The sequence below is a fragment of the Escherichia fergusonii ATCC 35469 genome, from assembly GCF_000026225.1.
Classification (GTDB): Bacteria; Pseudomonadota; Gammaproteobacteria; order Enterobacterales; family Enterobacteriaceae; genus Escherichia; species Escherichia fergusonii.
The window spans coordinates 1,027,338-1,050,114 of sequence record NC_011740.1; the positions used below are offsets into that span (position 1 = coordinate 1,027,338).

23 protein-coding genes are annotated in these 22,777 nt (G+C 52.0%); 9 read left to right on the forward strand and 14 right to left on the reverse strand.

Going from position 1 to position 22,777, the window contains the following annotated elements:
* The first annotated feature begins 5 nt into the window (after window positions 1-5).
* From potG to rlmC, 5 genes are read left to right on the forward strand one after another with little or no spacing between them, the layout of a single operon-like run.
* On the forward strand, window positions 6-1,139 hold the full coding sequence (potG, locus tag EFER_RS05100) for a putrescine ABC transporter ATP-binding subunit PotG (RefSeq protein ID WP_000996012.1): 1,134 nt from the start codon (window positions 6-8) through the stop codon (window positions 1,137-1,139).
* 9 nt (window positions 1,140-1,148) lie between these two features.
* Window positions 1,149-2,102, forward strand: coding sequence for a putrescine ABC transporter permease PotH (potH, locus tag EFER_RS05105; protein WP_000105437.1), 954 nt, complete (start codon window positions 1,149-1,151; stop codon window positions 2,100-2,102).
* Window positions 2,099-2,944: a putrescine ABC transporter permease PotI gene (gene potI, locus EFER_RS05110; RefSeq protein ID WP_001061678.1), complete on the forward strand. Its 846-nt coding sequence runs from the start codon at window positions 2,099-2,101 to the stop codon at window positions 2,942-2,944. The genes potH and potI overlap by 4 nt, the downstream gene beginning before the upstream one ends.
* 59 nt (window positions 2,945-3,003) lie before the next feature.
* Window positions 3,004-3,492 (forward strand): YbjO family protein, encoded by a 489-nt coding sequence (locus tag EFER_RS05115; protein ID WP_000389258.1) that lies wholly within the window; start codon window positions 3,004-3,006, stop codon window positions 3,490-3,492.
* 40 nt (window positions 3,493-3,532) lie between these two features.
* Window positions 3,533-4,660 carry a 23S rRNA (uracil(747)-C(5))-methyltransferase RlmC gene (gene rlmC / locus EFER_RS05120; protein WP_001149692.1) on the forward strand — a complete coding sequence of 376 codons (1,128 nt, stop codon included), beginning with the start codon at window positions 3,533-3,535 and terminating at the stop codon, window positions 4,658-4,660.
* A gap of 28 nt (window positions 4,661-4,688) precedes the next feature.
* Here the strand turns inward: rlmC and artJ are convergent, their stop codons facing one another.
* The 6 genes from artJ to EFER_RS05150 form a co-directional block, all read right to left on the reverse strand.
* Window positions 4,689-5,420, reverse strand: coding sequence for an arginine ABC transporter substrate-binding protein ArtJ (gene artJ, locus EFER_RS05125; RefSeq protein WP_015953305.1), 732 nt, complete (start codon window positions 5,418-5,420; stop codon window positions 4,689-4,691).
* A gap of 226 nt (window positions 5,421-5,646) precedes the next feature.
* Window positions 5,647-6,315: an arginine ABC transporter permease ArtM gene (artM, locus tag EFER_RS05130; protein WP_000895401.1), complete on the reverse strand. Its 669-nt coding sequence runs from the start codon at window positions 6,313-6,315 to the stop codon at window positions 5,647-5,649.
* Window positions 6,315-7,031: an arginine ABC transporter permease ArtQ gene (gene artQ, locus EFER_RS05135; RefSeq protein WP_001001698.1), complete on the reverse strand. Its 717-nt coding sequence runs from the start codon at window positions 7,029-7,031 to the stop codon at window positions 6,315-6,317. The genes artM and artQ overlap by 1 nt, the downstream gene beginning before the upstream one ends.
* Before the next feature lie 6 nt (window positions 7,032-7,037).
* On the reverse strand, window positions 7,038-7,769 hold the full coding sequence (artI, locus tag EFER_RS05140) for an arginine ABC transporter substrate-binding protein ArtI (protein ID WP_000756580.1): 732 nt from the start codon (window positions 7,767-7,769) through the stop codon (window positions 7,038-7,040).
* A 17-nt stretch (window positions 7,770-7,786) separates the two neighbouring features.
* On the reverse strand, window positions 7,787-8,515 hold the full coding sequence (artP, locus tag EFER_RS05145) for an arginine ABC transporter ATP-binding protein ArtP (protein WP_000027199.1): 729 nt from the start codon (window positions 8,513-8,515) through the stop codon (window positions 7,787-7,789).
* Between the two features lie 217 nt (window positions 8,516-8,732).
* The gene (locus EFER_RS05150; RefSeq protein ID WP_001270745.1) at window positions 8,733-9,248 is read right to left on the reverse strand and encodes a lipoprotein; all 516 of its coding nucleotides are present in this window, start codon (window positions 9,246-9,248) and stop codon (window positions 8,733-8,735) included.
* Window positions 9,249-9,373: 125 nt separating this feature from the next.
* Between EFER_RS05150 and EFER_RS05155 the strand changes: the two genes are divergently transcribed.
* Complete coding sequence (locus EFER_RS05155) at window positions 9,374-9,697, forward strand: heavy metal-binding domain-containing protein (RefSeq protein ID WP_001160731.1); 324 nt, start codon at window positions 9,374-9,376, stop codon at window positions 9,695-9,697.
* Complete coding sequence (amiD, locus tag EFER_RS05160) at window positions 9,694-10,524, forward strand: N-acetylmuramoyl-L-alanine amidase AmiD (RefSeq protein WP_001255172.1); 831 nt, start codon at window positions 9,694-9,696, stop codon at window positions 10,522-10,524. Before EFER_RS05155 ends, amiD begins: the two co-directional genes overlap by 4 nt.
* Here amiD and EFER_RS05165 read toward each other — a convergent pair.
* The 4 genes from EFER_RS05165 to poxB form a co-directional block, all read right to left on the reverse strand.
* Window positions 10,521-11,534: an NAD-dependent epimerase/dehydratase family protein gene (locus EFER_RS05165; protein WP_015953306.1), complete on the reverse strand. Its 1,014-nt coding sequence runs from the start codon at window positions 11,532-11,534 to the stop codon at window positions 10,521-10,523. The genes amiD and EFER_RS05165 overlap by 4 nt on opposite strands.
* 98 nt (window positions 11,535-11,632) lie before the next feature.
* Complete coding sequence (locus tag EFER_RS05170) at window positions 11,633-13,063, reverse strand: SDR family oxidoreductase (protein WP_001136501.1); 1,431 nt, start codon at window positions 13,061-13,063, stop codon at window positions 11,633-11,635.
* 10 nt (window positions 13,064-13,073) lie between these two features.
* The gene (gene ltaE, locus EFER_RS05175) at window positions 13,074-14,075 is read right to left on the reverse strand and encodes a low-specificity L-threonine aldolase (protein ID WP_000566407.1); all 1,002 of its coding nucleotides are present in this window, start codon (window positions 14,073-14,075) and stop codon (window positions 13,074-13,076) included.
* 36 nt (window positions 14,076-14,111) lie between these two features.
* On the reverse strand, window positions 14,112-15,830 hold the full coding sequence (gene poxB, locus EFER_RS05180; RefSeq protein ID WP_000815346.1) for a ubiquinone-dependent pyruvate dehydrogenase: 1,719 nt from the start codon (window positions 15,828-15,830) through the stop codon (window positions 14,112-14,114).
* Window positions 15,831-15,981: 151 nt separating this feature from the next.
* On the opposite strand from poxB, the gene EFER_RS05185 reads away from it, so the two are divergent.
* Window positions 15,982-16,416: a DoxX family protein gene (locus EFER_RS05185; RefSeq protein ID WP_000226602.1), complete on the forward strand. Its 435-nt coding sequence runs from the start codon at window positions 15,982-15,984 to the stop codon at window positions 16,414-16,416.
* A 57-nt stretch (window positions 16,417-16,473) separates the two neighbouring features.
* On the opposite strand, the gene hcr is transcribed toward EFER_RS05185, so the two are convergent.
* The 3 genes from hcr to lysO all read right to left on the reverse strand — a co-directional run bounded on the left by hcr (window position 16,474) and on the right by lysO (window position 20,149).
* A complete protein-coding gene (gene hcr / locus EFER_RS05190) occupies window positions 16,474-17,442 on the reverse strand; it encodes an NADH oxidoreductase (protein ID WP_000178663.1) in 969 nt (322 codons plus the stop codon).
* A gap of 11 nt (window positions 17,443-17,453) precedes the next feature.
* On the reverse strand, window positions 17,454-19,106 hold the full coding sequence (gene hcp / locus EFER_RS05195) for a hydroxylamine reductase (RefSeq protein ID WP_000458828.1): 1,653 nt from the start codon (window positions 19,104-19,106) through the stop codon (window positions 17,454-17,456).
* Window positions 19,107-19,249: 143 nt separating this feature from the next.
* Entirely contained in the window at window positions 19,250-20,149 is a 900-nt protein-coding gene (gene lysO, locus EFER_RS05200; protein ID WP_000491145.1) for an L-lysine exporter LysO, read from the reverse strand.
* Between the two features lie 338 nt (window positions 20,150-20,487).
* On the opposite strand from lysO, the gene EFER_RS05205 reads away from it, so the two are divergent.
* Window positions 20,488-21,513 carry an IS110 family RNA-guided transposase gene (locus EFER_RS05205; RefSeq protein ID WP_000868863.1) on the forward strand — a complete coding sequence of 342 codons (1,026 nt, stop codon included), beginning with the start codon at window positions 20,488-20,490 and terminating at the stop codon, window positions 21,511-21,513.
* A 517-nt stretch (window positions 21,514-22,030) separates the two neighbouring features.
* Here EFER_RS05205 and aqpZ read toward each other — a convergent pair.
* Entirely contained in the window at window positions 22,031-22,726 is a 696-nt protein-coding gene (gene aqpZ / locus EFER_RS05210; RefSeq protein WP_000488716.1) for an aquaporin Z, read from the reverse strand.
* Window positions 22,727-22,777 lie beyond the last annotated feature (51 nt).

Consider the following 22,777-nt stretch of genomic DNA (forward strand, 5'->3'; position numbering starts at 1 on the left):
CAGCCGTGAATGACGCTATCCCTCGCCCCCAGGCGAAAACCCGTAAGGCGCTGACGCCGCTATTAGAAATCCGTAATCTGACTAAATCTTACGATGGTCAGCATGCGGTCGATGATGTCAGCCTGACCATCTATAAAGGCGAAATCTTCGCGCTGCTGGGCGCATCCGGCTGTGGCAAGTCCACGCTGCTGCGTATGCTGGCAGGTTTCGAACAACCTTCTGCCGGGCAGATTATGCTCGATGGCGTCGATTTATCACAGGTGCCGCCTTACCTGCGCCCTATCAATATGATGTTTCAGTCTTACGCGCTGTTTCCGCATATGACCGTGGAACAGAACATCGCTTTTGGCCTGAAACAGGACAAATTGCCGAAAGCGGAAATTGCCAGCCGGGTCAATGAGATGCTTGGGCTGGTGCATATGCAGGAGTTCGCCAAACGCAAACCGCATCAGCTTTCCGGCGGTCAGCGACAGCGTGTGGCCCTGGCCCGAAGCCTCGCTAAACGCCCGAAACTATTACTGCTCGACGAGCCGATGGGGGCGCTGGATAAAAAGCTGCGCGATCGGATGCAGCTTGAAGTGGTGGATATTCTGGAACGCGTTGGTGTGACTTGTGTGATGGTCACCCACGATCAGGAAGAGGCGATGACCATGGCGGGGCGTATCGCCATTATGAATCGTGGGAAATTTGTCCAGATTGGCGAGCCGGAAGAGATCTACGAGCATCCGACCACCCGCTATAGCGCTGAATTTATCGGTTCGGTAAACGTCTTTGAAGGTGTACTCAAAGAGCGTCAGGAAGATGGTCTGGTGCTTTATTCGCCGGGGCTGGTGCATCCACTGAAAGTTGATGTAGATGCTTCGGTGGTCGATAACGTGCCGGTGCATGTGGCGCTGCGTCCGGAAAAAATCATGCTCTGCGAGGAGCCGCCCGCCAATGGTTGTAACTTCGCGGTAGGGGAGGTGATGCACATTGCCTATCTCGGCGATCTTTCGGTGTATCACGTTCGTCTAAAAAGTGGGCAGATGATTAGCGCCCAGCTACAAAACGCCCATCGTTATCGCAAAGGGTTACCGACCTGGGGCGACGAAGTGCGTTTGTGCTGGGAAGTGGACAGCTGTGTGGTGTTGACGGTTTAAGGAGCAAAGATGAGTACACTTGAACCTGCTGCCCAGTCGAAACCGCCGGGCGGATTTAAGCTGTGGTTGTCGCAGCTGCAAATGAAGCATGGGCGCAAACTGGTCATTGCGTTGCCGTATATCTGGTTGATCTTGCTGTTTCTGCTGCCATTTCTGATTGTCTTTAAAATAAGCCTGGCGGAGATGGCGCGCGCTATTCCACCTTATACTGAACTGATGGAGTGGGCTGACGGGCAACTTTCCATCACTCTTAATCTCGGTAATTTCCTGCAACTGACCGACGATCCGCTCTATTTCGATGCATATCTCCAGTCGTTACAGGTAGCGGCGATTTCGACAATTTGCTGTTTACTGATCGGCTATCCGCTGGCGTGGGCGGTGGCGCACAGTAAGCCCTCGACCCGCAATATCCTATTGCTACTGGTGATCCTGCCGTCGTGGACCTCGTTTCTGATTCGCGTTTATGCCTGGATGGGAATATTGAAAAACAACGGTGTGCTGAATAATTTTCTGCTGTGGCTGGGGGTTATAGACCAGCCGCTGACCATTCTGCATACCAATCTGGCAGTTTATATCGGCATTGTTTACGCCTACGTGCCGTTTATGGTGCTGCCGATTTACACCGCGTTGATTCGTATTGATTATTCGCTGGTGGAAGCGGCCATGGATCTCGGCGCGCGACCGCTGAAAACGTTCTTTACTGTCATTGTGCCGCTGACTAAAGGTGGGATTATTGCCGGATCGATGTTGGTATTTATCCCGGCTGTGGGCGAGTTTGTGATCCCGGAACTGCTCGGCGGCCCGGATAGCATCATGATCGGGCGTGTACTGTGGCAGGAGTTCTTTAACAACCGTGACTGGCCGGTGGCCTCGGCAGTGGCGATCATCATGTTGTTGCTGCTAATTGTGCCGATAATGTGGTTCCACAAGCATCAGCAAAAAAGCGTGGGAGAACACGGATGAATAATTTACCGGTGGTTCGTTCGCCCTGGCGGATTGTGATTTTGCTGCTGAGCTTCACTTTTCTCTACGCGCCAATGCTGATGCTGGTGATCTATTCATTCAACAGCTCGAAGCTGGTGACGGTGTGGGCCGGCTGGTCAACGCGCTGGTATGGCGAATTATTGCGCGATGACGCGATGATGAGTGCGGTTGGTTTAAGCCTGACAATAGCTGCCTGTGCGGCAACGGCGGCGGCGATCCTCGGGACGATTGCGGCAGTGGTACTGGTACGCTTTGGTCGGTTTCGCGGATCAAATGGCTTTGCCTTTATGATCACTGCGCCATTGGTAATGCCGGATGTGATCACGGGCTTGTCGCTGTTGTTGTTATTCGTCGCACTTGCACATGCCATCGGCTGGCCTGCGGAGCGAGGCATGCTCACCATCTGGCTGGCGCATGTCACTTTCTGTACGGCTTATGTGGCAGTCGTGATTTCTTCGCGTCTGCGGGAGCTGGACCGTTCCATTGAAGAAGCGGCGATGGATCTCGGTGCGACGCCGCTGAAAGTGTTTTTCGTCATTACGCTACCGATGATCATGCCCGCGATCATTTCTGGCTGGTTACTGGCTTTTACTCTGTCGCTCGACGATCTGGTGATTGCCAGCTTTGTTTCCGGGCCGGGAGCCACCACGTTACCGATGCTGGTCTTCTCCAGCGTGCGGATGGGGGTGAATCCGGAAATTAACGCCCTGGCAACATTGATCCTCGGCGCGGTCGGAATTGTCGGATTTATCGCCTGGTATCTGATGGCGCGCGCAGAAAAACAGCGGATACGCGACATCCAGCGTGCAAGACGTGGCTGAAGACACTAAAATTTGCCAACCTGGCTACATAATGCCGCGCATGTCGCGGCATTGTTTTCATGGAAGACGAAACGTTGGGATTTTTTAAGAAAACATCTTCATCTCATGCTCGCCTGAATGTGCCTGCGCTGGTACAGGTGGCGGCGCTTGCCATTATTATGATCCGTGGCCTCGACGTGCTGATGATTTTCAATACGCTGGGCGTGCGCGGTATTGGCGAGTTCATTCATCGCAGCGTACAAACCTGGAGTTTAACACTGGTCTTTTTAAGCAGCCTGGTGCTGGTTTTCATTGAGATCTGGTGTGCGTTTTCACTGGTGAAAGGGCGTCGCTGGGCGCGCTGGCTGTATCTGTTGACACAAATCACGGCCGCCAGTTATTTGTGGGCGGCTTCGCTGGGGTATGGTTATCCGGAGCTGTTCAGCATTCCCGGTGAATCAAAACGTGAAATCTTCCATAGCCTGATGCTGCAGAAGTTGCCGGATATGCTCATCCTGTTGCTACTGTTCGTTCCCTCAACCAGTCGGCGGTTCTTCCAGTTGCAATAATGTGTATAATCGTCGGCCCTGATGATGTGAAGGTCAATGTATGCAGTGCGCACTTTACGACGCGGGTCGCTGTCGTTCCTGTCAGTGGATAACGCAGCTGATTCCAGAGCAACTCTCCGCTAAAACCGCCGATCTTAAAAATCTGCTCGCCGACTTTTCGGTTGAGGAATGGTGCGAGTCGGTGTCAGGCCCGGAGCAAGGGTTTCGTAATAAAGCCAAAATGGTGGTGAGTGGTAGCGTTGAAAAACCACTGCTCGGTATGCTGCATCGCGACGGCACACCAGAAGACCTTTGCGATTGTCCGCTTTATCCCTCCTCATTTGCGCCCGTTTTTGCGGCGTTAAAACCGTTTATCGCCCGTGCGGGGTTAACACCCTACAACGTGGCGCGTAAGCGTGGCGAACTGAAATACATTCTGCTGACTGAAAGCCAAAGTGATGGCGGCATGATGCTGCGCTTTGTACTGCGTTCCGAAACCAAGCTGGCACAACTGCGTAAGGCGCTGCCGTGGTTACAGGAACAACTGCCGCAGCTGAAAGTCATTACCGCCAATATTCAGCCGATACATATGGCGATTATGGAAGGGGAGACAGAGATCTACCTGACCGAACAACAGGCACTGGCGGAGCGTTTTAATGATGTGCCGCTGTGGATCCGTCCACAAAGTTTCTTCCAGACTAATCCGGTAGTCGCCAGCCAGCTGTACGCTACTGCGCGCGACTGGGTACGACAGTTGCCGGTTAAACATATGTGGGATCTGTTCTGTGGCGTGGGCGGCTTTGGTTTACACTGCGCGACGCCTGACATGCAGTTAACCGGGATCGAAATTGCGCCAGAGGCCATTGCCTGTGCGAAGCAGTCAGCTGCTGAACTGGGCTTAACGCGTTTGCAATTTCAGGCGCTGGACTCCACTCAGTTTGCCACCACACAGGGAGAGGTGCCGGAGCTGGTGCTGGTTAACCCGCCGCGCCGCGGCATTGGTAAACCGCTGTGTGATTATCTTTCAACGATGGCACCGCGTTTTATCATCTACTCCAGCTGTAACGCCCAAACGATGACCAAAGATATCCGCGAACTGTCAGGTTATCGTATTGAACGGGTACAGCTTTTTGATATGTTCCCGCACACCGCGCACTATGAAGTGCTGACACTGTTGGTGAAGCAATAAAAAAGCCGCGGCTGCGGCTTTCTGAATCTTACTGCGGGAACCACTGGTCATTGATTTTTTTATACGTACCATCTGCTTTAATCGCTGCCAGTGCGTTATTCAGTTTTTCCAGCAGGGCTTTATTATCCGGACGTACAGCGATGCCCAGACCGGTGCCGAAGTACTGCGGGTCGGTTACTTTCTCTGTTGCAACGCCCAGTTGTGGATTGGTTTTCAGCCATTCATTAACCACCGCTGTGTCACCAAATACCCCATCAATACGACCATTTTTTAGATCGATAACGGCATTTTGATAACTGTCATAGGAGACAGTTTTCACTTCCGGGTGTTGATCCTGAATATATTTCTGGTGGGTGGTGCCGTTTTCCATCCCAATGCGTTTGCCTTTCAGGTCGGCAAACGTTTTGTAGGTATCTTTTTTGGCAATCACGACGGCTGAGTTTTCGTAGTAGGGCGTGGTAAACGATACCTGCTTGCTACGCTCTGGCGTGATATCCATACCGGAGATAACGGCGTCATACTTTTTGAATTTCAGTGACGGGATCAGGCTGTCGAAAGCGTGATTAGTAAAAGTACATTCTGCCTGCATCTGTTTGCATAACGCTTTTGCCAGGTCGATATCAAAGCCGACAATCTCATTATTAGCACCTATAGATTCAAAGGGAGGATAGGTCGCGGATACGCCGAAATTGATTTTCTCTGCGGCAGAAGCGCCGAATGCACAGGATGCAAGTAAAGCGGCAAGAACTAACTTTTTCATGATGGAACTCCCGTCTGTCAATCTTATGATTTTTGGCCGTGTCTGCGGCATGAGATAACAATGCCATCAAGTGAATTTATATGCAATAAATATGATTAAATAATTCATAATGAATAAAAAAAGACGGACAACTTAGTGGGTTGTCCGTCTTTATTATATTAATCTATGCACTATGTAGGCCGGATAAGGCGTGCACGCTGCACCCGGCATTAGCACGTAGATAACATTAATTCCGTCGCTCGAACGCCAGCGCTTTGCGCTCGATCAAACGCATCATCAGTGTCAGCAGGCCGTTGACGACCAGGTAAATAATTCCCGCCGCGCCGAACACCATGACATCGTAGGTGCGTCCGTACAACAACTGGCTGTAACCCATCACTTCCATCAGCGTAATGGTGTAAGCCAGAGAGGTACTTTTAAACACCAGCACAACTTCGTTGGAATAAGAAGAGAGTGAGCGTTTAAAGGCATACGGCAGCAGGATCGCCAGCGTATCTTTTTTGCTCATCCCCAGGGCACTACAGGATTGCCACTGACCTTCCGGGATCGCACGAATTGCACCGTAAAACAGCTGCGTGGTATACGCGGCACTGTTCAGTGACAACGCAATCAGCGCGCATAACCACGGTTCTGATAACAGATGCCACAGTGCCGGATATTCCTGTAACGTCGGGAACTGGCCCGGCCCGTAGTAAATCAGAAAGATCTGCACCAGCAGCGGCGTACCGGTAAACAGCGTGATATAGCCCCGCACCAGCCACACCAGTACCGGCGTTTTCAGCGTCAGGATGATGGTAAAAATTAACGCCAGAATCAGCGCCACAATCAGCGAGGCAACGGTTAGCGTCAGGCTGGTATGTAGCCCTTTCATTAGTTCGGGTAAATACTCAAGCATCAGCCAGGCCTCCGCTCAAAACGTGTCGCGCGCAGGTCAATGCGTTTGAGAATGTACTGACTCAACAGGGTAATCACCAGGTAAATCGCCGCCGCCACAATGTACCAGGTAAATGGCTCCTGGGTACGAGTGGCGATGCTTTTGGTTTGCAGCATTAAGTCATTCACACTTATCAAACTGACCAATGCGGTATCTTTTAGCAGTACCAGCCACTGGTTACCGAGGCCAGGCAACGCATGACGCCACATCTGTGGCATCACCAGGCGGAAAAAGATAGCCGATTTCGACAGCCCCAGCGCCTGACCGGATTCCCACTGGCCCACCGGTACCGCTTTCAGTGCGCCACGCAGGGTTTGCGAGGCATAGGCGGCATACAGTAGCGACAGGGCGATAACCCCACACAGGAACGGGCTAACGTCGAAGTTCTCAATGTCCATCTGCACCGGGATCTGTACGATCCCAAGATTGATGGTGAAGCCATCCGAAAGCGTCAGCAGTAACTGCGAGGAGCCAAAATAGATAAACAGCACCACCAGAATTTCTGGCAGACCGCGCAGAATCGTCACCAGTGCTGAACCTGCCCACGCGACAGGACGCCATTTTGCTGACTCCCACACCGCAAAGAACATCGCCAGCGCCAGTCCGACAATCAATGCACAAACGGCAAGGCCGACGGTCATCCCGGCGGCGCTTGCTAAAGGAAAAAATTCATTCATCAGGTATTACTTCTGGAACCATTTGTTGTAGATGGTTTCGTAAGTGCCATCTTTCTTCACTTTTTCCAGCGCAGTGTTGAATTTCTGCTGCAGTTCAGTGTTGCCCTGACGTACCGCGATGCCGAGGCCAGTACCGAAGTAATCTTTATCGGTTACTTTGTCGCCGACAGCCGCCAGTTTCGGGTTATCTTTCAGCCATTCGGTTACCACTGCGGTGTCACCAAAAACGCCGTCGATACGACCGTTTTGCAGATCGAGTTTTGCGTTCTGGTAGCTATCATAAGGAACCGTGGTGATTTCCGGATGTTTATCCATAATGAATTTCTGGTGCGTCGTCCCGTTCTGAACGCCGACTTTTTTGCCTTTCAGCTGATCAACGCTGGTGTATTTACCTTGTTGACCCACAAACAGGGCAGAGTTGTCATAGTACGGCGTGGTAAACAGCACCTGCTTTTCACGCTCCGGGGTGATATCCATACCAGCCATCACCGCGTCTACGCGACGGAATTTCAGGCTTGGGATCAGGCTGTCAAACGCCTGGTTAGAGAAAGTACAGGTCGCATCAATCTCTTTACACAATGCCTGCGCCAGGTCGACGTCAAAACCGACGATCTGGTTATTCGCGTCCATCGATTCAAACGGAGGATAGGAGGCTTCGGTGGCAAAACGAATGGTTTCGGCAGCTGTGGCGGAAAGACTAAAACCTGCAATTAACGCGGCAATCAGAACTTTTTTCATTGTTGTTATCCCGAATCTTAGTGAGAGAGATAGTTTTTAAATGCTTCGGTTTGCGGCTCAGTAAAGCAGCTCGCATCGCCTTGTTCTACGATGTGACCATTTTCCATATACACCACACGGCTGGCGGTTTTACGCGCCACTTCTACTTCGTGGGTGACGATCACCTGGGTAATATTGGTTTCTGCCAGCTCACGAATGATGCTGACGATTTGTGCCGTAATTTCCGGGTCCAGCGCGGCGGTCGGTTCATCAAACAGCAGTACCTGCGGTTCCATCATCAGCGCACGGGCGATAGCAACACGCTGTTGCTGACCACCAGAAAGATGCAGCGGATAGCGATCACTGAAAGGTTTCAGGCGCAGACGTTCCAGCAATTTTTCTGCACGGGCCAGCGCCTGATCTTTACTCAATCCCAGTACACGGCAGGGCGCTTCAATCAGGTTTTGCTGCACGGTGAGGTGCGGCCACAGGTTGTATTGTTGAAACACCATGCCGACGTTACGACGCAGATCGCGAATCGCTTTGTCTGAGGGCGTCTTAGTGAAATCGAAATGGTTGCCTGCAATGTTGAGCGTACCGGAGCGCGGCATCTCAAGCAGATTGAGTACACGCAGCAGCGAGCTTTTCCCCGCGCCGCTGGGGCCTAGTAACACCAGCGTTTCGCCCTGAGGGCAATCCAGCGTGATATCGAACAGCGCCTGATGCGCGCCGTAAAAGCAATTAATGCCGTTTAATTGAATACTCATTGACACTCGTATACTGGCAGTCTGATAGCTATTGAGGTCGAAGATAGTACCTTTGACAGAATAATTATGCAATATTTATGCTTTAAAAGTTAAAAGCAAAGCGCATTATTCACTAAACATAGCACAAAATAACGGGGGCGGTGGGCGGCGAGCATAAATGTCGGCATTCCTCGCGAAATGCCGGACAATTTACGGGGGTTATTGGTTGATCAAGGTGTTAGCGATTCTCGATAGACTGACGAAGCGTACCCGCCGTGGCATGAACGCTGCCGCCTAAATAGCGTACATCGTCGATCACCCAACACTGGCCTTCCTGAATCATTAACACTTCATCCTGCCAGCTCTGATCACCCTGTTTTAGATCCACACGCAGAGGAATATTTCGCGCATCACGATTCGGGATTGTTGAAGCACTGGCAACACGGGCGCTGTCTGGCAAAGTGGTTCGACTGGAGAACGGATCGCTGCTTAACAATTCACGATGGCTGTTATCGCGGCTGGCATTACTCAGCAAAGTTGCCAGTTTGTCACTTAAATATGGGCGCAGAGCGGTAATGTCGTTACTGCGGTGTGAAATGCGGTAGTCATAAAACTGCTGGGCCACACTGTCAGGGCCGCCCTGGACACAGGAACCGGTGCGTGTGCCGTTATCTTTATAAGCTGGAGTGACTGTGGTGCAGGCACTGAGGAGCAGTGCGCAGGGGATAAGCATTGTCAATTTGCTGTAGCGCATAATCATTTCCTTATAAGCGATCGCTCTGAAAGCGTTCTACGATAATAATGATATCCTTTCAATAATAGCGTATCAGTCTGATAATGCTTTTGAGATCGAAGGCTTAGCAAACAAGGGGATCGATCATGCAATTTTCCACAACTCCAACTCTGGAAGGCCAGACCATCGTTGAATATTGCGGTGTGGTGACAGGCGAAGCGATTTTAGGTGCCAATATTTTCCGTGATTTCTTTGCCGGTATCCGCGATATCGTTGGCGGACGCTCCGGGGCTTATGAAAAAGAATTGCGTAAAGCGCGGGAGATTGCCTTTGAGGAACTTGGCGATCAGGCGCGGGCGTTGGGGGCTGATGCCGTAGTCGGTATTGATATCGACTACGAAACGGTCGGGCAAAACGGCAGTATGCTGATGGTTAGCGTCAGCGGTACGGCGGTGAAAACACGTCGATGAGAAGAGTCTTCTGGCTGGTCGCCGCCGCTCTGTTACTGGCAGGGTGTGCAGGCGAAAAAGGCATTGTCGAGAAAGAGGGATATCAGCTTGATACCCGACGCCAGGCGCAGGCGGCGTATCCGCGCATTAAAGTGCTGGTGATCCACTACACCGCAGATGATTTTGATAGTTCGCTGGCGACACTGACCGATAAGCAGGTCAGTTCGCATTATCTTGTCCCTGCGGTGCCACCGCGATACAACGGTAAACCGCGCATCTGGCAACTGGTGCCGGAACAGGAACTGGCCTGGCATGCGGGGATTAGCGCCTGGCGCGGGGCAACACGCCTTAACGACACCTCTATTGGCATTGAGCTGGAAAACCGAGGCTGGCAAAAATCGTCGGGGATGAAATATTTTGCTCCGTTTGAACCGGCACAGATACAGGCGCTCATCCCCCTGGCGAAAGATATTATTACCCGTTATCACATCAAGCCGGAAAACGTGGTGGCGCATGCGGATATTGCGCCGCAGCGCAAAGATGATCCGGGGCCGTTATTTCCCTGGCAGCAACTGGCGCAGCAGGGGATTGGTGCCTGGCCGGATGCGCAGCGGGTAAATTTTTACCTTGCCGGGCGTGCGCCACACACGCCAGTAGATACCGCATCATTGCTGGAACTGTTGGCGCGCTACGGTTATGACGTAAAACCAGATATGACACCGCGCGAGCAGCGGCGCGTGATTATGGCGTTCCAGATGCATTTCCGCCCGACGTTATACAACGGCGAAGCGGATGCAGAAACTCAGGCGATTGCCGAAGCGTTGCTGGAGAAATACGGTCAGGATTAACGGGGCAGTTTCCCGTGATCGCGCAGCCAGGCAGCAGTTTTCTCAATGCCTTCATCCAGAGTGATGACTGGCTGATAGCCTAATTCTTCCTGTGCACGCGTAATATCCAGCGTAAAGTCAAAATTCAACTTAGAGACGCCGTAGTGGGTCAGCGGCGGCTCTTTTGCTGACTTGCGACCTAAACGCTCCATGCTGCGGGCGATCATGTCCAGCATCGGGTAAGGCACCGAGCGAATACGGCAATCAATATTCAACTCGTCGATCAGTTTCTGCACGATGCTGCGTAGAGTGCGATGCTCGCCGTTGGTAATGTTATATGCTCGCCCGGAAGGCAGCTTATCGCAGGCTTCCTGACTTGCCAGCCACATGGCGTGCACGGCATTTTCATAGTACGTCATATCGACCAGCGCACTGCCGCCGTGTGGTAACAGAATGCTGCCGTAGTGGTGCATCATATGCGCCAGACGGGGAATAAAGACTTTATCGTGCGGCCCGAACAGACTTTGTGGGCGTAAAATAGTAAAGCGTGTTTGTGGATTCGCCTGCGAAAGCATATTGATCACTTCTTCGCTGGCCGCTTTGCTGCGGGCAAACTCGTTAGCGAAGCGGTGAGGGCGAAAATCTTCTTTAATATCGCGATGGTGGTGATAATCGAAGTACAGGGAGGGGGAAGAGATATGAATAAAGTTACGTACTCCCCAGGCGACAGCCCATTCACCCAGACGGCGAGTGGCGCGAACGTTAGCCAGATCGAAAGCCTGTTGTGTCCCCCACGGAGAGGTAAAGCTGGAGCAGTGCCACAACGTATCAATGCCTGCGAGCATCACTTTAGCTTGTGATGAGACCAGCTCGGTCAGATCCGCTGGAACAAACTCTGCGCCCATTTTTTCCAGCAATTTACCCATTGCCTCGTTGCGACCGGTCGCTCGCACGCTGATGCCTTTCTGGCACAAAAACTCTACCGCGTTTCGACCTAAGCCGCTGGTGGCGCCGGTAACCAGTACCTTCATATCAATCCACTGTTGTTGAGAAAATGACGTGCGCATTCTTCCGTGATTTCCCCCTTGATGCAATGGGAAACGTGAAAGAATAACGCAGGTTTTGTCGATTAATCTGTGCTTTGTTCTGCCAGTCTGGCGATTCGTTTTGCCATTCCGCGAAAAATAAACAGATGCGCGGGGATCATCAGTAACCAGTAAATCAGCCCTGGCATCCCATGCGGATGCCAGAACGCGCGAACATCGATGGTGCGGTAGTCGCCTTTATCCTCCAGGGTAAAACACAGGCGCCCCAGCCCCGGCGCTTTCATGCCAAATAACAACGCAAGTTGTTTTTCCGGTTCGACGATAATCACTTTCCAGCTGTCTACCGCATCGCCAGTTTGCAAATATTCACGCTCCGGGCGGCCTTTCGCTAACTTATGACCGATCGCGCGGTCCATCAGCGCCCGGGTCTGCCACAAAATATTGCCAAAGAAATAACGCTCTCTACCGCCGATTTGATTCACCACCTGCCATAAAGCCGCAAGGCTGGCAGAAGTTTTAACGGTAAACCCCGCCTGTTTGGCGAAATAACCGTACTCCGGTCGCCAGCGGGCAAAGGCCTGAGCGTCGTATCCCCAGTCGCTGGAGTTGACCAGTTTTTCTTCTTCTTTCAGGGTGCGACGTACCGCGTCATCGAATGCGATCAGCCGTTGTGGGATGAGTGCACGTAGCGCGGTGTCATCCGCCAGCAGATCATGTTTCAGCCCCTGAATCAACGCTTTGGCGGTGGTTGACGGTACGGAGGTAATCACATTAAGAAACCACACCGAGATCCAACGGGTGGGAAAGGGGATGGGGATTAACCAGCGGTGCTTACCGCTCACCGCCATAAAATGTTCAAACTGTTGTTGATAACTGAGCACCTCTGGTCCGGCGGCTTCGAAAATGCGATGTTCCCTGGCTGGATGGTCCAGTAACGCCACCAGATAATGCAGCAGGTTTTCCAGTGCAATGGGCGTGGTGCGTGAACGAACCCAACGCGGCGGGGTTAACACCGCCAGGTTGTAGACCATATCGCGCATGACTTCGAACGCCGCTGAACCTGCGCCAACGATAATTCCGGCACGCAATTCGGTCACCGGAACACCCGCTTCACGAAGAATATCCGCCGTAGCCTGACGGGCGCGCAGATGGTCCGACTGCTCGTGAGGCGGGGCCTGCAATGAACTGAGAAAGATTAATTGTTTAACCGGTGCTTCGCGCAGCGCATCGCGGACGTTAAGAGCCACCTGGCGCTCCTGAGCGATAAAATCGCCGCCTTCGCCCATGCTGTGCACCAGAAAATAGACGGTATCGATATTCTGCAACAGGGCCGGAAGGTTATCCGGCCAGCTGAGATCGACTTTATGGCAACTGACGTTTGCCAGTTGCAGTTTTGCAAGCCTGTCGACGTGACGTGCTGCCGCCAGGATCTGATGCCCTTGTTGGCTGAGCGCGTGCACCAGATGCTGACCAATATAGCCACTGGCACCGAGAACTAAAATGCGTTGCGGCACGTTTCGCTCCTTAACGCGCCAGGAAAGTGCGCCAGTGGGCTGCGACTTCTGCCAGTTGTTCACGCGAGACATCGAGATGGGTTACCAGGCGGACAATCGGCGAGGCGTTAATCAGTACGTTTCTCGCTTTCATGTATTCGCCTAACGCGGCAGCATTTTCTTGTCCGACGCGAACAAACAGCATATTGGTGTCCTGACGCATCACATCCGCGCCTGCTTCACGCAGTTGCTCCGCCATCCAGGCTGCGTTGTCGCGGTCTTCCTGCAAGCGTGCGACGTTATTTTTCAGCGCATACATCCCTGCGGCAGCCAGAATGCCGGATTGACGCATCCCGCCGCCAGTCATTTTCCGCCAGCGGATGGCGCGTTTAATGTAATCACGATTGCCGACCAGTAATGAACCGACTGGCGTACCAAGACCTTTCGACAGACAAATGGTGAACGAATCACAATATTGCGTGATCTCTTTCAGTTCGCAGCCGTAAGCCACCACGGCATTAAAGATGCGCGCACCGTCAACATGCAGTGCCAGATTGCGCTCGCGAGTAAATTCCCATGCTTCTTTCAGGTATTCCCGCGGCAGCACTTTTCCATTGTGGGTGTTTTCCAGACTGAGTAATTTGGTGCGGGCGAAATGGATATCGTCGGGTTTGATTTTCATGGCGACTTTATCCAGCGGTAGCGTACCGTCGGCGTCAGCATCGATGGGTTGCGGCTGAATACTGCCCAGCACCGCTGCGCCACCGGCTTCAAACAGATAGTTATGCGCGGCCTGACCGACAATATACTCTTCGCCGCGTTCGCAGTGACTGAGCAGAGCGACCAGGTTGGCCTGAGTGCCGGTAGGCAGAAAAATGGCGGCTTCTTTCCCGGAAAGCTCTGCCGCATAGTCCTGCAGAGCATTAACGGTAGGGTCGTCTCCGTAAACGTCGTCCCCAACCGGGGCGGCCATCATTGCTTCGAGCATGGCGCGGCTCGGTCGGGTAACGGTATCACTGCGTAAATCAATCATGGCATGTCCTTATTATGACGGGAAATGCCACCCTTTTTACCTTAGCCAGTTCGTTTTCGCCAGTTCGATCACTTCATCGCCGCGTCCGCTGATGATTGCGCGCAGCATATACAGGCTAAAACCTTTGGCTTGTTCGAGTTTGATCTGCGGCGGAATGGCTAATTCTTCTTTCGCAACCACCACATCTACCAGTACCGGGCCGTCGATGGAGAATGCGCGTTGCAGGGCTTCATCGACTTCAGACGCTTTTTCCACGCGAATACCCATAATGCCGCACGCTTCAGCAATGCGGGCAAAGTTGGTGTCATGCAGTTCGGTGCCGTCAGTCAGGTAGCCACCAGCTTTCATCTCCATCGCCACAAAGCCCAGCACACTGTTGTTAAAGACGATAATTTTTACCGGCAACTTCATTTGTACCACTGAGAGAAAATCGCCCATCAACATACTGAAACCGCCATCACCGCACATGGCGACCACCTGACGTTCCGGCTCGGTTGCCTGCGCGCCCAGCGCCTGAGGCATGGCATTAGCCATCGAACCGTGGTTAAAAGAACCTAACAGGCGGCGCTTGCCGTTCATTTTCAGATAACGCGCCGCCCATACCGTTGGTGTGCCGACATCACAGGTGAAAATGGCGTCATCGGCAGCAAAATGGCTAATTTGCTGCGCCAGATATTGCGGGTGAATGGCTTTCTCACTCGGTTTAGCTAAATCGTCCAGCCCTTTACGGGCATCGCGGTAATTTTCCAGCGCTTTATCAAGGAATTTGCGATCGGTTTTTTCTTCCACTAAAGGCAGCAATGCACGCAGAGTCGATTTGATATCACCGACCAGTGCCATATCCACCTTACTGTGCGCGCCGATGCTGGCCGGGTTGATATCAATCTGAATAATTTTGGCATCGGTCGGGTAGAACGCACGGTAGGGGAATTGGGTGCCGAGCAGCACTAACGTGTCGGCGTTCATCATGGTATGAAAACCTGACGAGAAGCCGATTAATCCCGTCATTCCGACATCATACGGATTATCGTATTCGACATGCTCTTTACCGCGCAGGGCATGAACAATTGGCGCTTTAATTTTTCCGGCAAACTCGACGAGCTCTTTATGCGCCCCCGCGCAGCCGCTACCGCACATCAGGGCGATATTGCTTGAGTAACGCAGCAGTTGCGCCAGTTTGCGTAACTCTTCTTCTTCAGGTGTGACAACGGGTAAGGGGGCGTGATACCAGTGGGTAGTTGCCCCTTCCGGTGCAGGTTTTAGCGCCACGTCGCCCGGTAAAACGACAACCGAAACGCCACGGTTTAGCACCGCTTTACGCATAGCAATCGCCAGCACTTGTGGGATCTGCTCCGGGCTGGAAACCAGCTCGCAATAATGGCTACATTCGCGGAATAACTCTTGCGGGTGGGTTTCCTGGAAATAGCCGCTGCCAATTTCGCTGGAAGGGATATGAGCGGCAATTGCCAGTACCGGAACGTGATTACGGTGACAATCGAACAAACCGTTGATTAAGTGCAGGTTGCCAGGTCCGCATGATCCGGCGCAGACCGCCAGTTCCCCGCTAAGTTGGGCTTCAGCGCCAGCGGCAAAGGCCGCCACTTCTTCATGACGGGTGGACATCCACTCGATGGTGCCCATGCGATTAAGACTGTCGCTAAGACCGTTCAGAGAGTCGCCCGTCACTCCCCAAATGCGTTTTACCCCTGCTGATTCGAGTGTTTTGGCGATATAAGCTGCAACCGTTTGTTTCATGGTTCTCCATCTCCTGAATGTGATAACGGTAACAAGTTTAGTAGATGCTGCCTGTTACGCTGGCCAAATCTGGATATTTCAGTTGCTTTTAATCCGGTAATGCCCAAGGCTGATGCGAATGGCATTTTCACGATAAAAGGACTAAATTCAGATGGTTGCATCATTGTTAAATGCAGTAAACCGAATGCTGACACATGAGGATTTTGGCAAATTATTGTTACGTTTGGCCGTGGGCGGATTAATGCTGTTTCACGGGGTGCATAAATTATTTGCCGGGATTGATGGTATTAGTGGAATGCTGATTGCAAAAGGTTTCCCCGGTTTTATTGCCTACGGTGTACTTATTGGGGAAGTAGTTGCGCCAGTACTGATTATATTAGGTATTTTGACGAGACCTTCTGCTCTTGTTATCGCCCTGACCATGGTCGTTGCATGGTTGATGGTGGGAATGGGAAAAACAGGGATGCTGGATAAAACCGGTGCCTGGGCGATTGAAAGCCTGGTTTATTTCTTTGTTGCAGCTCTTGCAGTCGCGTTTCTGGGCGCGGGACGTTATGCCGTGGCGGGTAACTCTGCCTGGCGATAAATTTTTACGTTACTGTCCATTTAAAGCTGCCCGGCGAATTGTGCCGGGCAGTTATCTTTACGCGAGAACCAAATCCCCCTGCGGATGGCAGGAGCAGGCCAGTACGTAACCTTCAGCGATTTCGGCGTCGGTCAGCGTCATCGTGCTGCTCACCGTATATTCACCGGAAACCACCTTCGTTTTACAGCAGCCGCAAACACCCGCACGGCAGGCGGCGACAACCGGAACTTTATTGCTTTCCAGCGCCTCCAGCAGTGTCGTGCCAACAGGTGCGTAAAATTCTTGCGCTGGTTGCAGTTTGGTGAATTTCAGACCACTGGTTGCTGCTTCCGCCACTGGCGTAAAGAACTTCTCTTTAAAGAAACGCGTCACGCCGAGCGCTTTCACTTCCTGTTCTACCCAATCCATATACGGAGCCGGGCCACAGGTCATCACAGTACGAGAGGCTAAATCAGGAACGCTTGTCAGCAGTTCACGTGTCAGACGTCCGGCAACGAAACCCTCGGTAACGTTATTTTCCGCCACCAGTGTCACCGGATAGTCACGCCATTCATCGGCGAAAATAACATCCTGCGGCGTACGCACGTTGTAGAACACCTGCACATCCGCCTGCGGGCGATTTTTCGCCAGCCAGCGACGCATCGACATAATCGGTGTGACGCCGCAGCCGGCCGCCAGCAACAGGAATTTATCTTCTGCTTTATCGTCGCAGGTAAATTCCCCCATCGCGTCTGAAAGCCAGAGGTAGTCACCGCGTTTTACATCGCGGGTCAGCCACTGGGAACCGACACCGTCATCAATCCGCCGCACGGTCAGAGTGATGTATTCACTCACGCCTGGTGTGGAGGAAATGGTGTAAGCACGCAGCGTTTCCGCTGAGTTTCGCACGCTGACCAGCGCATATTGCCCGGCGCGATACGGGTAGTAATCGTGGCAAATCAGGGAAATCGTCCACACATCCGGCGTTTCTTGCGTAATGTGATGAACCTGCATCCGCCACGGGCATTGATTGGTTGGCATCGTCATCGACAAACTCCTTACGCGCTCAACAGTTGCTTCATGTCTTCTTCAACAGTGGTGATAGAACGCAGGCCGAATTTCTCGTTCAGTACCGCCAGCAGGTCTGGCGTCAGGAAGCCAGGTGCAGTCGGGCCGGTAACGATATTTTTCACGCCCAGAGAAAGCAGCGTCAGCAGAATAACAATCGCTTTTTGTTCGAACCAGGAGAGTACCAGCGACAACGGCAGATCGTTGACACCGCAGCCCAGTTTTTCTGCCAAAGTGACAGCCAGAATAATCGCTGAGTAAGCATCGTTACACTGACCAGCATCTACCAGACGCGGCAGACCTTCGATATCGCCAAACTCGAGTTTGTTAAAGCGATATTTACCACAGGCGAGAGTCAGGATCAGACAGTCATCCGGCACGCTGGTGGCGAAATCGGTGAAGTAGTGACGCTCGCCGCGTGCGCCGTCACAGCCGCCAAGCAGGAAGATATGACGCAGTTTTTCACGGCTTACCAGATCAATCAGCGTATCGGCTGCGTCAAGCAGCGTTTGACGACCAAAGCCCACGGTGATCAGGTGCGGAATTTCGCTGTACGGGAAGCCCGCCATTTGTTGCGCCTGGGCAATAACTGCTGAGAAATCATCACCGTCCAGATGACGCACACCCGGCCAGCCAACAATGCTGCGGGTCCAGATACGATCGTCATAAGCACCGACGGTTGGGTCGATGATGCAGTTCGAGGTCATTACGATGGGGCCAGGGAAACGAGCGAACTCCACTTGCTGATTCTGCCAGCCGCTGCCGTAGTTACCGACCAGATGCTTGAATTTACGCAGCTCCGGGTAGCCATGCGCAGGCAGCATTTCGCCGTGGGTGTAGACATTAACACCCGTGCCTTCGGTCTGTTCCAGCAAGTTGTAGAGATCTTTGAGATCGTGACCGGAAATCAGAATGCATTTACCCGCTGTTGCTTTGACGTTGACTTGAGTTGGCGTCGGGTGACCGTATTTACCGGTTTCGCCTGCGTCCAGAATGCTCATCACTTTGAAGTTCATCTGGCCGATTTCCATGGAGCACTCGAGAAGTGCGTTCATATCGGCAGGCCAGGTACCCAGCCATGCCATGATTTTATGGTACTGGGCGTAAATATCGTTGTCATATTGACCGAGAACGTGCGCGTGTTCCATATAGGCGGCAGCACCTTTCAGGCCATACAGGCAGAGCAGACGCAGGCCGAGAATGTTTTCGCCAATCGCAGCTTTATCTTTATTGGGAGTAAATTCCGCCGCCTGACGTTGCAGCTCGCCGGGATCGTCACTCACCAGTTGCAGGTCAGCCATCGGGTTATCGACGCGGGCGTTGGCATCTACAGCCAGGCACTGTGCTTTCAGCGCCTCACGCAGGGCAATTGCTTCACGGGCGTAGCCGACAATACGCGGAGAATCGAAGTTAACGTTGGTCAGGGTTGAGAAAAATGCGCGCGGCGCGAAGCTGTCAACGTCATGGTTGATGATGCCGTATTCACGCGCTTTTACCGCCCAGGCTGAAAGCCCTTGCAGCGCCGCGATGAGTAAATCCTGAAGGTCAGAGGTTTCCGCCGTTTTACCACACATCCCCTGCGCGTATGAGCAGCCGTTTCCTGCCGGAGTACGGATAGTTTGTTCACATTGCACACAAAACATGATCACACCTTTTAAAGTTATATTTAATATACATGTTTAAGGTTAAGACGCTTAACACGGGGATAAAAGGGATTTTTCATGCAACTTTAAGGGAGATTGATTTAGCGCAATTTTGGCGGCAGGGATCTACCGCCAGAGAGGTATTATGCAGAGAAAAAGGCGATGAGGATCGGCACTAACAGGCTAAGAATAAAACCGTGAACAATCGCCGCCGGGACCATATCCAGTCCGCCAGTACGTTGAAGAACGGGCAGTGTGAAATCCATCGACGTCGCACCGCATAAGCCCAGTGCAGTAGAGCGGCTACGGCGAATCAGGCCTGGGATCAACATAATAGCAAGCAGCTCACGGGCCAGATCATTAAAAAACGCTGCGCTCCCGATTACCGGACCAAAAGACTCGGTCAATAAAATACCGGAAAGAGAATACCAGCCGAAACCGGAAGCCATTGCCAGCGCGGTATTGATGGGAAGATCAAGAATAAAGGCGTTAATTAAACCACCAATTAAAGAACTGGCCACCACCACCACAGCGACAATCATTCCCCGGCGATTAAGGACAATCTGCTTTAAGGTCATGCCATTATTACGCAACTGAATACCGACGAGGAAAAGTAGCAGAATTAACGTGTATTCGCTGGCTTCCGTAGCGTGTTGTAAGAAACCTAATCCGCTAAGGCCAATAGCAAAGCCAATCACCACCACACCGCAGAGCTTGAGGGACTCCAGCGCCATCGCAATACGTGACGGGAGTTTTTCTTGCTGATGGTGGTTGCGCCACGGCAGGCCTCGCTCCAGCCACATCAGTGCGACAATATTACACAGTAAAATAACGGTAATACTGACGGCGGAATAATGCAGAATCGCCAACAGGTTACTGGCGAGGTTATCGAGAAACGCCAGACTGATACCCATAAAAAAGAGAATAAGGTAAACCATCCAGCTTAATAGCTGATTAATAACTTTTAACGCAGCTTGTTGGCGAAGCGGAATGAGGTAACCCACAATCAGGGGAACCAGAATGATTAACAGCCCAGAAAACATGAAAACCCAGTCCTTGCAAAGAAGATTCGAAATGCGCGATGACACACTACTGAAAGCAGAAGGATGAGTAAAGTTGCAATTAAAAGGAAATGTTATGCATAAGGATCGGTAGGGTATTCCTTTTCATTTAAAGATATTCTTGCGCTTTAATTACAAACCGCACCGGTGTTGGTGGCGTCAAAATCGCCGAGGCGTTCCCTGAAGGCCGGGGCAGCCCACATGGATGTGGGCTGAGGGCGCGTTTTACCGGGATAATGAGATGGACGCTCCAGATTTTACGGTATCAAAGTACCAGACTGGATCGTTGCAATACGTCCTGAAAAATTAGGAGCGTCCACATGAAAGTATCAACTCTTGGTATCGACCTGGCAAAGAACGTTTTTCAGCTTCATGGTGTCGATCATGAAGGCCATACTATTTTGCGTAAAAAGCTCACCCGGGCTAAGTTTGTTCAGTTTGTGATTCAACTGGAACCTTGTCTGATTGGCATGGAAGCCTGCTCATCCAGTCATTATTTTGCGCGATTATTCACCCGCTATGGTCATGAGGTAAAACTCATACCTCCGCAGTATGTGAAGCCTTATGTGAAAACGAACAAGACGGATGCAGCAGATGCTGAAGCAATCTGCGAAGCGGTAACCCGCCCGAATATGCGTTTTGTTCAGATAAAAACCGAAGAGCAGCAGGCCGTTTTAGCGTTACACACTGAACGGGGAATACTTATCCGTGAGCGGATTGCCTGTGCCAATAGTTTAAGAGCCACACTTGCTGAGTTTGGTATTACGATTGCGGCCGGACAAAGCCATTTAACACGTGAGCTGCCAGCCATTCTGGAGGATGGCGAAAATGGTTTATCTCCCTTTGTCAGAACCAGCATCTACAGACAGTCTAAACATATCCGGGAACTTGAAGAACAAGTTAAACAGGTAGAAGAAGCTCTGGCCTCCTGGTATAGAACGCAGGAAGCCTGCCAGAGAATGGCCAAGATCCCGGGGGTTGGCATGCTAACGGCCACTTATGTGGTAGCAGCAGTGGGTAATGCCCGACAATTCAGTACCGCAAAGCAGTTCGCTTCATGGCTGGGGCTGACACCAAAGGAACATTCCAGCGGCGGGAAACAGCAACTGGGAGGGATCAGCAAACGTGGAGATGGATATTTCCGATACCTGCTGGTTCACGGCGCACGCGCACTTACCGCCTGGGTCAACCGAAACGGCGCGGTTGAGGAGAATTCCTGGCTTCAGGGACTCCTTGAGCGGAAGCACTACAATGTAGCTGTTGTCGCCATGGCGGCAAAAACAGCGAGGATCATGTGGTCAATGTTGTCACACAATACTGAATATCAACCTCGGCAGCTCGCCTGACACAAGGTCAGTCAATCTGACGAGGTGCTGAAAAAAAGTTAACGTCCTGGTAGGTGCAGGTGACTTCAGAAGATGGCAAAACAGGTAAGACCGCAGGCAGGACACACCGAGAGGTAACAAGGGCAAGTTAGCCCGTAGAGGATGATTGGTACCTGCCTGGCGGATTTCATCATGGTTCGGGATAAAAATCCCATCAGAAACCGGATATATGGCTGCACCTACCCGTTTTATTACATAACTGAAGAAAGCATTGCATTCCGGGAGCGTCCATATATGTTACCTCGCGCCCGACCCGGTAGCCGCAAGGGATAAGTCGAGGGCACCGCGCAGCGGCGATTTTGTTCGCCAGAGCCCGGGGGTGCAGGGGGGCGGCGGCGATTGGCCGCCCCCTGCGCGCTCCCTGCGTCAGTGGCAATATGTGGCTTAGCTCATGAAAGGAGCGCAACAAGATGATGAATCAACATATAACAACATTTTAAAAAAAAAGCCTGACATTGCGCCAGGCCTTCTGCGTTAATTAATTACGTTTTTCCAGCAGGGTCCGGTAAATCAGACCACCGATAATACCGCCGACAATTGGCACCACCCAGAAGAACCACAGTTGTTCTAACGCCCAGCCGCCCTGGAAGATGGCAACCGCAGTACTGCGCGCCGGGTTAACGGAAGTGTTAGTCACCGGAATACTGATTAAGTGAATCAGCGTTAATGCCAGACCAATGGCAATTGGTGCAAAACCCGCCGGAGCGAATTTGTCGGTTGCGCCGTGGATCACCAGCAAGAAACCTGCACTCAATACCAGTTCAACGACCAGCGCGGAAAGCATGGAATAACCGCCTGGTGAATGCTCGCCATAACCGTTAGAAGCAAAGCCGCTGGCTGCCGCGTCAAAACCCGTTTTACCACTGGCAATTAAATACAGCAGCGCCGCTGCAACAATACCGCCGACAACCTGGGCAATTACGTAGCCAACGACTTCTTTTGCCGGAAAACGTCCGCCAGCCCATAAGCCAATAGTGACCGCCGGGTTAAAATGACCACCAGAAATATGACCAACAGCAAAGGCCATTGTCAGAACGGTCAAACCGAATGCCAGCGCCACGCCGGCAAAACCAATGCCTAATTCCGGGAAGCCTGCGGCCAGTACAGCACTACCGCAGCCACCAAAAACAAGCCAGAAAGTACCAAAACATTCAGCTGCTAATTTTCTGAACATATTTGCCTCAATAGATAAAATTAACCACAAGAAGTTTAAGGTAATTGTTTT

What these genes read in the sequence shown, in the direction of transcription:
- EFER_RS05115 (WP_000389258.1), top strand. Translation starts at nt 3,004, where the DNA reads ATGGAAGACGAAACGTTGGGATTTTTTAAGAAAACATCTTCATCTCAT.
- potH (WP_000105437.1), top strand. Translation starts at nt 1,149, where the DNA reads ATGAGTACACTTGAACCTGCTGCCCAGTCGAAACCGCCGGGCGGATTT.
- lysO (WP_000491145.1), bottom strand. Translation starts at nt 20,149, where the DNA reads ATGTTTTCTGGGCTGTTAATCATTCTGGTTCCCCTGATTGTGGGTTAC.
- EFER_RS05150 (WP_001270745.1), bottom strand. Translation starts at nt 9,248, where the DNA reads ATGCGCTACAGCAAATTGACAATGCTTATCCCCTGCGCACTGCTCCTC.
- EFER_RS05155 (WP_001160731.1), top strand. Translation starts at nt 9,374, where the DNA reads ATGCAATTTTCCACAACTCCAACTCTGGAAGGCCAGACCATCGTTGAA.
- amiD (WP_001255172.1), top strand. Translation starts at nt 9,694, where the DNA reads ATGAGAAGAGTCTTCTGGCTGGTCGCCGCCGCTCTGTTACTGGCAGGG.
- rlmC (WP_001149692.1), top strand. Translation starts at nt 3,533, where the DNA reads ATGCAGTGCGCACTTTACGACGCGGGTCGCTGTCGTTCCTGTCAGTGG.
- EFER_RS05205 (WP_000868863.1), top strand. Translation starts at nt 20,488, where the DNA reads ATGAAAGTATCAACTCTTGGTATCGACCTGGCAAAGAACGTTTTTCAG.
- poxB (WP_000815346.1), bottom strand. Translation starts at nt 15,830, where the DNA reads ATGAAACAAACGGTTGCAGCTTATATCGCCAAAACACTCGAATCAGCA.
- artQ (WP_001001698.1), bottom strand. Translation starts at nt 7,031, where the DNA reads ATGAATGAATTTTTTCCTTTAGCAAGCGCCGCCGGGATGACCGTCGGC.
- aqpZ (WP_000488716.1), bottom strand. Translation starts at nt 22,726, where the DNA reads ATGTTCAGAAAATTAGCAGCTGAATGTTTTGGTACTTTCTGGCTTGTT.
- artJ (WP_015953305.1), bottom strand. Translation starts at nt 5,420, where the DNA reads ATGAAAAAGTTAGTTCTTGCCGCTTTACTTGCATCCTGTGCATTCGGC.
- EFER_RS05165 (WP_015953306.1), bottom strand. Translation starts at nt 11,534, where the DNA reads ATGAAGGTACTGGTTACCGGCGCCACCAGCGGCTTAGGTCGAAACGCG.
- potI (WP_001061678.1), top strand. Translation starts at nt 2,099, where the DNA reads ATGAATAATTTACCGGTGGTTCGTTCGCCCTGGCGGATTGTGATTTTG.
- artM (WP_000895401.1), bottom strand. Translation starts at nt 6,315, where the DNA reads ATGCTTGAGTATTTACCCGAACTAATGAAAGGGCTACATACCAGCCTG.
- hcp (WP_000458828.1), bottom strand. Translation starts at nt 19,106, where the DNA reads ATGTTTTGTGTGCAATGTGAACAAACTATCCGTACTCCGGCAGGAAAC.
- EFER_RS05185 (WP_000226602.1), top strand. Translation starts at nt 15,982, where the DNA reads ATGGTTGCATCATTGTTAAATGCAGTAAACCGAATGCTGACACATGAG.
- hcr (WP_000178663.1), bottom strand. Translation starts at nt 17,442, where the DNA reads ATGACGATGCCAACCAATCAATGCCCGTGGCGGATGCAGGTTCATCAC.
- artP (WP_000027199.1), bottom strand. Translation starts at nt 8,515, where the DNA reads ATGAGTATTCAATTAAACGGCATTAATTGCTTTTACGGCGCGCATCAG.
- ltaE (WP_000566407.1), bottom strand. Translation starts at nt 14,075, where the DNA reads ATGATTGATTTACGCAGTGATACCGTTACCCGACCGAGCCGCGCCATG.
- artI (WP_000756580.1), bottom strand. Translation starts at nt 7,769, where the DNA reads ATGAAAAAAGTTCTGATTGCCGCGTTAATTGCAGGTTTTAGTCTTTCC.